Below are 11,635 nucleotides of genomic sequence, written 5' to 3' on the forward strand. Positions count from 1 at the left end.
CCCCTTATCTCAGGAAGGTGACCGGTTCCGGTCCCGCGATGCCGTCGATGACACCGAGGGCGAGCAGATCTTCGGGACGAGGCTTCAGCGCGTCGGCGAGGGCGGGGATGTCTTCAGGATCCCGTTTGAGGATCCCGGCCGCCAGTTCCGGGGCGATGACGGAGAAACAGGCGTCCGGGGTGAGCCAGATCCGGTCCGCCGAGCAGAGGGCCAGCGCGCCGCCCGAACCTCCTTCCCCGATGACGAGGGTCGTGATCGGCACCTCCGCCGCCGCGATCGCGCCGAACAGTCCGGCGATGGCGTTCCCCGCCCCGGCCGTCTCCGCGGCCGGATCGGCGGCCGCGCCCGGCGTGTCGACGAGGGTCAGCACCGGCAGACCCAGCCTGCCGGCGAGGCGGATCAGCCGGGTCGCCGCGCGGAAACCGCCGGGCGTGGTGGCGATCCCGGTCTGCGCCGCGAAAGCGATCGGCCGCCCGCCCCGGTTTCCGAACCCGCAAAAGATTCCGTCGCCGGCGCCGCCCCGGAGCGTGACGCGGGTGTCGAAGTAGTCGTCGAGGTAAGCGTCCGCGCGGGGCCGGTCCGCCGACCGCGCGCGCAGGACGGCTTGCCAGCCGTCGGTCGCGGAGTCGAGGGCGCCGAGCGCGCGGGGCAGATCCGCCGGGCGGTTCCGGGAAGCACCGGTCAGGAGCCCGAGCCAGACCTCCAGCCGGTCGGCGATCGCGTCCTCGGCCACGAGTTCGTCGACATATCCGGCCGTGTACTGGTTTTCCGCCGTGTACGCGGGATCGTCGGCGTACGACTCCGGCCGCACCCGGCGTCCGGCGAACCCCACTTGAGCGCCGGGGACGGCGAGCACGACGTCGGCGTCGGCGCCGAGAGACGCCCACACCCCGCCGGTGGTGGGGTGCCGCGCGACGGTGATGTGCGGCAGCCGCTCTTCACGCAGCAGTGCCAGACCGCGCGCGATCCGCTGCAGTTGCCGCAGCGCGGGAACGCCCTCCTGCATCCGGGTCCCGCCCGTGGACAGCAGCGAGACGACGGGCAGCCGGTGCGAGCGCGCCTCATCGAGCGCCCGCTCGATGAGCGCGCCGGTGCCGGTCCCGACCGAACCGCCGAGGAAGCCGAATTCGAAGCGGATCACCACGACCTCGTGGCCGCCGATCTTCGTGCGTTCCCAGACCACCGACTCGTCCGTGCCCGTGCGTTCCCTGGCGCGTGCCAGGGAAGCGGCGTAACCGTCCCAGCCCAGTGGGTCAGTCATGGAGAGCCCGCTTGAGGACCTTGCCCATCTCGTTTCGGGGCAACGCTTCCAGGTAGTGCACGACCCGCGGCCGCTTGTGCGGGGACAGCAGTCCGGCGACGTGGTCGGCGAGTTCGCCCGGCGACGGCTTGTCCCCGGCGGGGACGATCCAGGCCACGATGCGCTCGCCGAGGTCTTCGTCCGGCTCACCGGTAACGGCCGCCTCCGCGACCCCCGGATGTTCCAGGAGCGCGTTCTCGATCTCGCCCGCGCCGATCTTGTAGCCGCCGCTCTTGATCAGATCGGTGGCCCGACGGCCCACGATCCGCACGTAACCGTCCGGATCGCGCATCGCCATGTCGCCGGTCTTGAACCAGCCGTCGCGCAACGCGGCTTCCGTGGCGTCCGGCCGGTTCAGATAGCCGAGGAACAGGTTCGGGCCGCGGACCTCGATCTCGCCGACGGACTCGCCGGAGAGCGGTTCTCCCGCGTCGTCGACCAGCCGCAGTTCGACGCCGGGCACCGGCGGGCCGACCGCACCGGGCCGCCGGTCCCCCGTGGCACGGACTCCGCAGTTCATCAGCGTTTCGGTCATGCCATAGCGTTCGACGACCCGTTGCCCGGTCGCGGCGGTGATCCGCTCGTGGTCAGTCGCGGGCAAGGCAGCCGAACCCGAGACCAGCAGCCGCGCCGCACCCACTCCGGCGGCCAGCGCGGGGTCGGCCTCACAATCGGCGGCGAGCCGGTGGTACATCGTCGGGACACCGAAGAGCATCGTGCCCGCACCGGCGAGTTCCTTCGCGGCCGCTTCGGTCGAGAACCGGCCGAGGTGATGCAGCGAACCGCCCCGGCGCAGTGGGCCGACCACGCCCAGGATCAGGCCGTGCACGTGGAAGAGCGGAAGTGCGTGCACGAGGACGTCGGCGCCGGTCCAGTCCCAGATCTCGGCGAGCGCGTCGAGATTCGACGCCACCGCCCGGCGCGGGAGGAGGACGCCCTTCGGTGGTCCGGTGGTGCCCGAGGTGTAGATGACGAACGCCGGGCTCTCCGGATCCGGTTCCTCGCCTTGCCAAGGTGTGCCCGAGGTGTCCAGCTCGATCGGGACCCGCGGTAGCACGTCGAGTTCCGGCGGCAGCTCCGCGTCGGGTGCGGCCAGCACCAGGTCCGGCACGCTGTCGGCGACGATATGCGCCAGTTCGCGTGATCCGGCCTTCGGGTTGATCGGCACCACGGGGACGCCGGCGGTCAGCGCGGCGACGATCGCGACACAGGTGCGCAGGGTCGGTGTCGCCCACACCGCGACGCGCGGGCGCCCGGCCAGCCTGGCGGCGAGCGGTCCCGTGACGCACGCGAGTTCGCCGTAGGTCAGGGATTCGTCGCCGAACCGCAGGGCGACGCGGTCGTTCCCGGCAGTCAGTCCGGACAGCATGGATCTCCTCCTCAGCCCCAGTTGGGCACGACGAACACGAGCCAGGCGACCAGCGGCACGACGGCCACCACGAGCGCCCCGTAGACCAGAAGTTGTTTGAAGAACTTGTCGCGGTCGACGTCCTTCGCGTTGGCGAGGACGAGCGCGCCGTTGGTGGAGAAAGGACTGACGTCCACCATCGTCGCCGAGACCGCGAGGGCGGCGATCATGCCGACCGGCCCGATCGTGCCCTGCGCCAAGAACGGCACGGCGAGCGGGATGAGCGCGCCCATCAGCCCGACCGAAGACGCGAAGGCGGACACGACACCGCCGATGTAGCAGAGCAGAAGCGCCGCGAGCAGTGGGATCCCGACGGTGGTGACCGCATTGCCGACGTAGTCGATGGTGCCGATCTCCTTCAGCACCGCCACGTAGGTCAGCACGCCGCAGATCAGCAGCACGGTCGGCCAGGTGATCTCGGAGACGGCGGAGCGGCTGGTCTTGGGCCACGCGACGCTCAGCAGGACGGCGACGGTGATGGCGGTCAGGCCAGGGTCGAGGTCGAACACGAGGGTGCCGACCACGAGCGCGACCAGCCCGGTCAGCGTCACGATCTTGGGGCCGTCCAAGGGAATCCGCTGTTCGTGCGGCAGCGGTTCCTCCTCGGTCTCCGCGCCGCCGACGCCCGCCGTCACGAGCTGGCGGCGACGCAGTTTGGTCCCGCCGAGGACGACGAACAGGACACCCGCGATGGCGAGGTTCATGCCGAGGCTCGCGAGGAACAGCACCACGGGGCTGCCCGCGATGTGGTTGCGCTCGACGATGCCGTTGACGATCGAGCCGTAGACGCTGATCGGCGAAAACCCACCGCCCTGCGCGCCGTGCACCACCATCGCGCCCATGAGCAGCGGGCTGATCTTGTAGCGGGCGGCGAAACCGAGCGCGATCGGCGCGACGATCGCGCAGGCCGCCGGGCTCACCGCGCCGATCGCGGTCAGCGCGCCGGTGACCACGAACATCACCCACGGGATGAGCGCGATCCGGCCGCCGACCAGGCGCACGGCCGCGGCGACCAGCCAGTCGGTGGTGCCGTTGGCCCTGGCGATGGCGAACAGATAGGTCACGCCCACCAGCACCACGAAGATGTCGCCGGGGAAGCCGGCGAAGATGCCGTCGGTGTCCAGACCACCGGCGAGGGTGCCGACGAGGAACGCGCCGGCGAAGGCGAGCGCCCCCATGTTGATCGAGCGGGTCGTGGCGAGGGCGAAGATCACCACGAGAACGAGGATCGAGATCAGCTGGGCGGACATGACCGTCCTCCTTGACGGCGGGAGCCCCCTGGCGAGTGGCCGAGTGGACTAGTGGCTGAGCCACTTTCCCTGTGACGCCGACCACCTGTCAAGGGGATGAGTGGTAAATTGGCTAAGCCACTTGTCCAGTCATGGGAGGGGACCGAGTGCCGGAGGCGTTGAGCCGGTTGAACCGGGCGAAGCTCTACGAGCAGGTCGTCGAGCGGATCAAGGCGCACGTCGAGGAGTCCGGCCTGCACGCGGGCGACAAGCTCCCCAGCGAGCGCGACCTCGCCGAGCGGCTCGGGGTCAGCCGCGCGTCGATCAAGCAGGCGATCGTCGTGCTCGAGGTGCAGGGCCTGCTCGAGTCCCGGCACGGCGGGGGCACCTACCTGCGCAACGATCACCTCGACGTCGAACCGGTCGACGAACTGGTAGCCCGCCGCAAGCGGCTTCCGGAAGTACTCGAAGCCCGCGAGGCGATGGAGACCAAGCTCGCGGAGCTGGCCGCGTCGCGACGATCCGACGCGGATCTCGCCGCCATCGACGCGGCACTGGAGTACATGAAGACCGAGATCGAGGACGGCGGGCACGGCGCCGAAGGCGATCGCCGCTTCCACGAAGCGATCACCGCCGCCGCGAACAACGCCATCCTCGCCGAGTTCATGCGGTCGATCGACACGCAGATCGCGGAAAGCCGCAACGAGTCCCTGCGGCAGCCCGGCAGGCCGTGGCGTTCACTGAGCCAGCATCACAACATCGCCGAGGCCATCCGGAACGGCGACCCGAAGGCGGCCGCGAACGCGATGCGACGGCACGTCCAGACCGTCAGCAAGGTCCGGCTGCTGACCTGGGACCCGCAGGCCGACTAGCGCTTCAGCAAGCCGTTCGCCGCGATATCGGTCGCCGCGGCGAGCAGGTCGCGCAGCTGATCTTCGTCGCGGCTCAAGGCGTCCGGACGCCAGCCGAGGCTGATGATCCCGTTCCACGCCGCCCACAGCACGGTCGCGGTCTCTTCGGGGTCGACGTCCCGCAATTCGCCGGCCTCCACCCCTTCACGCACGGCGCGCACGAGCCGCGCATTCTGCTCGGCGACCGACCGGGCGAGCCGTTCCGCGAGTTCGTGCCCCGCCGCGTAACCGCCGGGTTCGCGGGGGAACGCAAGCATCCGGAAGTAGTCGGGGTTGGCCAGATAGAACGCCAGGTACTCGTCGGCCGCGGCGTAGATCTGCTCGATCGGCTTGCGACCGGGGACGTAGGCGCGGTCCATGTACTCGCGATCCGCCTGGAGCGCGCGCTCCACCACCGCCGCGTGCAGGCCCGCCTTCGAGCCGAAGTGGTTGTAGAGGGAGCCGACCGAGACCTTCGCCCGCTCGGCGATCTCCTCGACCGTGACGTCGTCGGCCGGACGTTCCCGGAAGACCTCGTCCGCGGCACGCAGCAGCGCGGCGATCGTCCGTTCCTTGCGCGGGTCCACCCTGGGAGCCTAGCGGTTCTTGTAACCGTTGCAAGAACCACGCTACAGTTCTTGCAACGGTTACAAGAACTCTCGGGCGAAAGGCGGCGGGCATGACGAACTGGGCGGGCTCCGGCTGGCGGGATCCCCGGCTCGGCGCCGTGAAGGAGGCCGAACTCCCCTCGGGAACCGTGCGCTACCACGAGAGCGGGACCGGGCCGACACTCGTGTTCGTCCACGGCTACCTGGTGAACGCGAACCTCTGGCGCGCGCTCGTCCCGCTGCTCTCCCCCGCTTTCCGTTGTGTCACACCGGATTGGCCGCTCGGCGCCCATCTGACGCCGATGCGCCGCGACGCCGACCTGACCCCGCCCGGGATGGCCGCCGTGATCGCGCAGTTCCTCGACGCGCTCGACCTGACCGACGTCACACTGATCGGCAACGACTCCGGTGGCGCCTACAGCCAGATCGCCGCCACGACGTATCCCGACCGCATCGCGCGCCTGGTCCTCAACAGCTGCGAAACCCCGGAATGCTCTTGGCCGCCCGAGCCCGGCGGTTTCGGGATCCTCAAGGCGACCGCCGCCCATCCCGCGACCTACCGGGCGCTCTATCAGGCGTTGCGGATCCGCCGCACCTGGCGCTGGCGCAACACCTATGGGTGGCTTGCCAAGTACCCCGTCGACGCACGGGCCATGGAAAGCTACATCGGCCCGGTCCTGACCGATCCGGCGATCCGCCACGACGGCCGCAAGGCCATCGGCAGCGTGTCGGCGCGGTACAGCCGCGAGGCGGCCGCCAACCTCGCGGCCGGGTTCGGCAAACCGATCCTGCTGGCCTGGGCCGCCGAGGATCGCGTGTTCCCGCTCGCCAACGCCCAGCGGTTCGCCGAACGACTGGACGCACCGTTGAAGACCATTCCCGACAGTTACGCGTACACGGCAGAGGACCAGCCGGCGAAGACGGCCGCCGTGATCACCGAATGGGCGCGGCAGCTTCTTTGAGTGGCCGACGCCTCGCGTGACCGGATGGACGACACGCGTGACTGGCCGGACGGCACACGTGATCAGCGGGACGGCACACGTGACCGGACGGACGGCACACGCCCGCGGCCGGTCCGCCGCGTGTCGTCCATCTGATCACGTGTGTCGTCCGCCTGATCACACGTGTCGTCCATCTGGACACGCGTGTCGTCCTCCGAGACACGGTTGGCTCCAACCCGAATCGCCCCAAACGCGCCCGAGCCGGGGTACGAGACCCGGACGACGCTTACCTCACTGCGACAGGGCTTTGCCCAGCCGCCGCAAACCCTCGGCGATCGTCTCCGGCGCGTGCGTCGCGAACGACAGCCGCAACGCCGACCGATCCGGCTCCCCCACCTGGAACGCCGAGCCGGGCACGAAAGCGACGTCCTGCCGCAGCGCCTCGGGAAGCAACCGGTCCGTGTCCGCGCCGCCGGGAAGCGTGACCCAGACGAACATCCCGCCGTCCGGATCGGTCCACGTCGTCCCCGGCGGGGTGATAGCGGGCAGTTCGGCCAGCATCGCGTCACGGCGCACGCGGTACGTCGCGCACAGCTTCCGCACGTGTGCCTCGAGATCCGCGACGGCCAGATACTCGGCCGCGGCCGCCTGGTCGACGGTCGAACTGTGCAGATCGGTCGCCTGCTTGAGGATCGTGACGCGGCGCAGGAGGTCCGCGGGCGCGCGGAACCAGCCGAGCCGCATCCCCGGGGCGATCACCTTCGAGAAGCTGCCGAGATAGATCGTGCGCCCGGCGAGTTCCGGACGGGCCGACAGCGGTTCCTCGCGTTCGCCGCGATACCGCAGCTCGTGGTACGGATCGTCTTCGACAAGCCAGAACCCGTGGCGCGCGATCACTTCCGCGAGCGCGCGGCGCCGCTCCGGGCCGATCGTGCGCCCGGAAGGATTCGAGAACGTCGGGACGAGGTACAGCAAGGCAGGCCCTTCCCTGGCCGCGATCTCGTCCAGCGCGGCCGGGTCGATCCCCTCCGCGTCGCCGGGGACGGGCACGACGCGCGCCCCGGCGAGCTGGAAGCATTGCAGCGCCGACAGGTACACCGGTTCCTCGACCAGCACGGTGGCTCCGGGATCGAGCAACGCGGTACTCAGCAGTTGCAGGCCCTGCTGTGAACCCGTGGTGATCAGCAGTTCGTCCACAGTGGTCGCGAGCCCACGACCGGACAGGCGCCGCGCGAGCAGCTCGCGCAGCCGCGGATTCCCTTCGGTGGGCGAATACTGCAACGCGGACTCGTCGGCGAGCGCCCGGTCGAAGGCGGCGCGAAGGCCGTACACATCGAACAGTTCCGGCGCGGGCATGCCACCGGCGAACGAGATCACGCCCGGGCGGGCGGTGAGCGCGAGCAGGTCGCGCACAGGAGAACTGGTGACGCCGTCCATACGACGGGCGAGGGGAAGAGACATGAAGGCTCCTCGGAAGAAACGTGCGGCTCCAGTGCAGCAGCCGGGGATCTTCCCGCGCGAGCAAGCAACTGCCGCCACGATAGCAGTTTCGCCCGCCCTTAGGCTTGTGCCGTGCCTCTCGTGGAAATCACCTACGCGCCACATCTTCCCGAAGCCAAGCTGCGTGAGCTCGGCTCGGTTCTGCCGCACCTCGTGTCCGTCGCCGTGGAGTGTCCCGAGGAGCCCTACGACGGCGACCTCCAGCCGGGCGACGTGGAACTGCGTTTCCGCGCACCGGGACCGTTCGACCGCTTCGGGCTCGACCTCCTGGTCGAGGTCCGGTCGAAGTGGTTCCCGAGCCGGGCGGACAACCGCCAGGAGCGGGTGGACCTGCTGCGCAAGAGTATCGAGTCCGCGACCGGGATCGACGACGTCGGCGTGTACCTCTCCCTGCCCGTCGCGGCATGGTCGCAATCGGACTAGCTCTCCCCGAACACGTGCCGCCGGGCGAACGGGTTCCGGAACTTGCCGTCCGGGTCCAGTTCGTCGGCGAGCGCCCGGAAATCGGCCAGCTTCGGGTACTCCGCCGCGCGGTGGAAGAGCTTTCCCCAGTGCGGCCGGACATCGAACGGGGCGAGCCGTTCCTCCATCACGGGCAGCAGCTCGCGGACGGCCTGCTCGTCCGGCAGCCAGGTGAAGTGCAGCGCCAGCCGGTCGCCTCCGTGGAACGGGCTGAGCCACAGGTCGTCCCCCGCGACCGTGCGGATCTCCGAAGTGAGCAGGACGGGTGCCAGCCGGTGCCCGAGTTCGCGCATCGCCTCCATCGCCGCGACGGCGTGCCGGATGGGCACGAAGTACTCGGTCTGGAGTTCGTTCCCGATGCTGGGCGTGAAATCCAGCCGGAAATGCGGGATCCGTTCGTGCCACGGTCCGGTGACGCCGAGCTGCCGCGTGCAGTTGTCCGCCGGGATACCCGCCGCGTGGGCCGGATGCCGTGGCCCGTCCGCCGCCGTCGCGCCGAAGAAGTCCCCGCCCGGCTGTCCCGGTCCTTTGACCCAGACCTGGTCGACCTCGTCGCGGGCCCAGTTCGTGAACAGGCTGACGCTGTATCCGGCGTCCTGGATCTCGTCGAAGTGCTCGTACACCGATTCCCACGCCAGGCCGTCGAAGACGTCCTGCCGGAGGTCGAACGACGGCACCAGGTCGAGGGTCAGCCGGGTCACCACCCCCAGCGCGCCGAGGCCGACGACCACGCCGTCGTGCCGGGAGAACGTCTTCAACTCGCCGTCGGCGGTCACCAGCTCCAAACCGGACACCGCCGACGCCAGGCTCTGGTTGCGCCGGCCGGAGCCGTGGGTCGCCGTCGCGACGGTGCCCGCCACCGTGCAGTGCGGCAGTGAGGCGAGGTTGGCCAGCGCGAACCCGGCGGCGTGCACCTGGACGGCGAGGTCGCCGTAGCGGGCCGCCGCGGGCACCGTGACCGTCGCCGACTCCGTGTCGAGGCCGGCTTCCACGTCGAGCGCGGACAGATCGAGCAGGACACCATTCGGACTGTCCGCGATGTCGTTGAAACAGTGCCTGCTGCCGAGCGCCTTGACCGCGCTCGCCCCGGCGACGACCTCCTGCACCTCCCCGATCGTGCGTGGCCGGAGGATCCGCTCCGCGGAGAAGGTCTGATTTCCCGCCCAGTTCGTCTCTCGCACCAGGCCCAGCCTAGATTGCCGACGTCGGCTTCATCCGGAGGAGGTTCGCCCTGACAGGCATTCCCGGCGAGATGGTGTCCATCGCGCTCTTGCTGGTCGTCCTGGCCTTCGCGGTGATCCGGCCACGCGGTCTCCCGGAGGCGGTCGCCGCCGTCCCCGCCGCGGCGATCGTCCTGGTGACCGGAGCGATCTCGTTCCCCGACGCCCTCGACGAAGTGACCCGGCTCGCCCCGGTCGCCGGCTTCCTCGCCGCGGTGCTCGTCCTGGCCAAACTGTGCGACGACGAGGGGCTGTTCCAGGCGGCCGGGACGCTCATGGCGCGGTTCAGCCGGGGACGGCCGCGACGGCTGCTGCCCGCGGTGTTCGTCGTCGCCGCGGCGGTCACCGTGGTGCTCAGCCTGGACGCCACCGTCGTGCTGCTGACCCCGGTCGTGTTCGCCACCGCCGCGCGGATGGGCGCGCGGGCCAAACCGCACGCCTACGCCTGCACGCATCTGGCGAACTCGGCCTCGCTACTGCTGCCGGTGTCCAATCTGACCAATCTGCTGGCCGTCGCCGCGACCGGCATCTCGTTCCTGCGGTTCACCGCGCTGATGACGTTGCCCTGGCTCGCGGCGGTGCTCACCGAATACCTGGTGTTCCGCCGGTTCTTCGCCGCCGACCTGGCGGCCCGGCCGCGGGGTGGGAAAGCGGTCCCGGCCGGAAAGGTCCCGGCGTTCGTCCTCGTCGTCCTCGGCCTGACGCTGGCCGGCTTCGTGGTCACGTCGCTGCTGGACGTCAGCCCCGCGTGGGCCGCGTTCGCGGGCGCCGCGGTCCTCGCTTGCCGTGCCCTCGTGCGGCGGCGGACCTCGCCCGCAGCGATCGTGCGGTCGGCGAGCATCCCCTTCGTCGCTTTCGTACTCGCGCTGGCGATCGTGGTCCGCGCCGTCGTCGACAACGGACTGGACGAGGCGCTGAGCCACCTGGTGCCGACCTCCACCTCTTTCCCCGCGCTGCTCGGCGCCGCCGCGGTGGCGGCCGTCCTCGCCAACCTGATCAACAACCTGCCCGCCGTGCTGGTGCTGCTGCCGCTCGCCGCCGCCGGCGGGACACCGGTGGTGCTGGCCGTGCTGATCGGGGTCAACCTCGGGCCGAACCTCACCTACGTCGGCTCGCTGGCGACGTTGTTGTGGCGGCGGATCCTGCACCGCCACGACACCCGGCCGGAGCTGGGCGAGTTCACCCGGCTCGGGCTGCTCACCGTCCCCGCGTCCATCGTGCTCGCCGTCGGCGGGCTGTGGCTCGGGCTCGTCCTGACTTCCACTCAGTGAGAAGATGGGCGGATGTCCGGGAACCTGTCGACACCCGGCGCCAGCGTCACGTCGCGGGCGTTCGCGCTGCTCGGCGCCTTCGACGTCGACCATCGTGAGCTTTCGCTGACCGAACTCTCGCAGCGGGCCGGCCTGCCGCTGCCCACCGCGCACCGGCTCGCCCGCGAACTCGTGGGCCTGGGCGCACTGGAGCGACGCGAAGATCGGTACGCCGTCGGCAGGCGACTGTGGGACCTCGGGCTCCTCGCGCCCGTCCAGTTCGAACTGCGGCAGGTCGCCGCGCCCTTCCTCCAGGATCTCTATGGCGCGACCGGCGCCACGGTGCATCTCGGCGAACGTGACGGCGACCAGGTGCTCTACCTCGACCGGCTCTCCGGGAACGCGTCCGTACCGGTGGTCAGCCGGATCGGCGGACGCCTGCCGTTGCACGCCACCGGAATCGGGAAGGTCCTGCTGGCCTGGGCACCGGAAGACGTTCAGCGGCGAGTGCTCGCCTCGCTGACCCGCGTGACGCCGTACACCATCACGCAGCCCGGCCGCCTGCGCGAACAGTTGCGCCGTGTCCGGCGAGAGGGCTACGCGCAGACCGTCGAGGAGATGAGCCGGGGCGCCTGCTCGGTCGCCGTCCCGATCCGGCCGTCGGGCGGCGACGTCGTCGCGGCGCTCGGCCTGGTCGTTCCCGATCTGAGCCGGGGCCGGGCCCGGCTGATCTCCGCGCTCCAGGTCGCGGCCGCCGGTATCGGCCGGAGCCTGCCGGTTTCACTGAGTGGAAGCGACCGCTAGCGGTCCGGCCGCCGGGCGACCAG

11 protein-coding genes are annotated in these 11,635 nt (G+C 70.5%); 5 read left to right on the plus strand and 6 right to left on the minus strand.

All coding sequences use genetic code 11. The features are described 5' to 3' along the window. Positions 1-4 precede the first annotated feature (4 nt). Genes H4W30_RS22315 through H4W30_RS22325 form a run of 3 tightly spaced genes read right to left on the minus strand, consistent with a single transcriptional unit; the run spans position 5 to position 3,958 of the window. Positions 5-1,261: a carboxyl transferase domain-containing protein gene (locus H4W30_RS22315; protein ID WP_192744634.1), complete on the minus strand. Its 1,257-nt coding sequence runs from the start codon at positions 1,259-1,261 to the stop codon at positions 5-7. Beyond that, on the minus strand, positions 1,254-2,669 hold the full coding sequence (locus tag H4W30_RS22320) for an acyl-CoA synthetase (protein ID WP_192744635.1): 1,416 nt from the start codon (positions 2,667-2,669) through the stop codon (positions 1,254-1,256). The genes H4W30_RS22315 and H4W30_RS22320 overlap by 8 nt, the downstream gene beginning before the upstream one ends. Positions 2,670-2,680: 11 nt before the next feature. Further along, positions 2,681-3,958 carry an SLC13 family permease gene (locus tag H4W30_RS22325; RefSeq protein ID WP_192744636.1) on the minus strand — a complete coding sequence of 426 codons (1,278 nt, stop codon included), beginning with the start codon at positions 3,956-3,958 and terminating at the stop codon, positions 2,681-2,683. Between the two features lie 146 nt (positions 3,959-4,104). On the opposite strand from H4W30_RS22325, the gene H4W30_RS22330 reads away from it, so the two are divergent. Next, positions 4,105-4,809 (plus strand): FadR/GntR family transcriptional regulator, encoded by a 705-nt coding sequence (locus H4W30_RS22330; RefSeq protein WP_126732230.1) that lies wholly within the window; start codon positions 4,105-4,107, stop codon positions 4,807-4,809. Here the strand turns inward: H4W30_RS22330 and H4W30_RS22335 are convergent. Beyond that, positions 4,806-5,414 carry a TetR/AcrR family transcriptional regulator gene (locus H4W30_RS22335; RefSeq protein WP_192744637.1) on the minus strand — a complete coding sequence of 203 codons (609 nt, stop codon included), beginning with the start codon at positions 5,412-5,414 and terminating at the stop codon, positions 4,806-4,808. The genes H4W30_RS22330 and H4W30_RS22335 overlap by 4 nt on opposite strands. Positions 5,415-5,506: 92 nt before the next feature. Here H4W30_RS22335 and H4W30_RS22340 point away from each other — a divergent pair, with 92 nt between their 5' ends. After that, positions 5,507-6,397 carry an alpha/beta fold hydrolase gene (locus H4W30_RS22340; protein ID WP_192744638.1) on the plus strand — a complete coding sequence of 297 codons (891 nt, stop codon included), beginning with the start codon at positions 5,507-5,509 and terminating at the stop codon, positions 6,395-6,397. 270 nt (positions 6,398-6,667) lie between these two features. On the opposite strand, the gene H4W30_RS22345 is transcribed toward H4W30_RS22340, so the two are convergent. Beyond that, complete coding sequence (locus H4W30_RS22345) at positions 6,668-7,837, minus strand: aminotransferase-like domain-containing protein (protein WP_225949820.1); 1,170 nt, start codon at positions 7,835-7,837, stop codon at positions 6,668-6,670. 111 nt (positions 7,838-7,948) lie between these two features. On the opposite strand from H4W30_RS22345, the gene H4W30_RS22350 reads away from it, so the two are divergent. After that, positions 7,949-8,299, plus strand: coding sequence for a hypothetical protein (locus tag H4W30_RS22350; protein ID WP_192744639.1), 351 nt, complete (start codon positions 7,949-7,951; stop codon positions 8,297-8,299). Here H4W30_RS22350 and H4W30_RS22355 read toward each other — a convergent pair. Beyond that, entirely contained in the window at positions 8,296-9,519 is a 1,224-nt protein-coding gene (locus H4W30_RS22355; RefSeq protein WP_192744640.1) for an FAD-binding protein, read from the minus strand. The two genes, H4W30_RS22350 and H4W30_RS22355, sit on opposite strands and share 4 nt — an antisense overlap. 71 nt (positions 9,520-9,590) lie before the next feature. Here H4W30_RS22355 and H4W30_RS22360 point away from each other — a divergent pair, with 71 nt between their 5' ends. Next, positions 9,591-10,829, plus strand: a complete 1,239-nt coding sequence (locus H4W30_RS22360; protein WP_192744641.1) for an ArsB/NhaD family transporter — start codon at positions 9,591-9,593, stop codon at positions 10,827-10,829. 12 nt (positions 10,830-10,841) lie between these two features. Beyond that, positions 10,842-11,612, plus strand: coding sequence for an IclR family transcriptional regulator (locus H4W30_RS22365; RefSeq protein ID WP_192744642.1), 771 nt, complete (start codon positions 10,842-10,844; stop codon positions 11,610-11,612). Positions 11,613-11,635 lie beyond the last annotated feature (23 nt).

This window comes from Amycolatopsis roodepoortensis, assembly GCF_014873915.1.
GTDB classification, from domain to species: domain Bacteria; phylum Actinomycetota; class Actinomycetes; order Mycobacteriales; family Pseudonocardiaceae; genus Amycolatopsis; species Amycolatopsis roodepoortensis.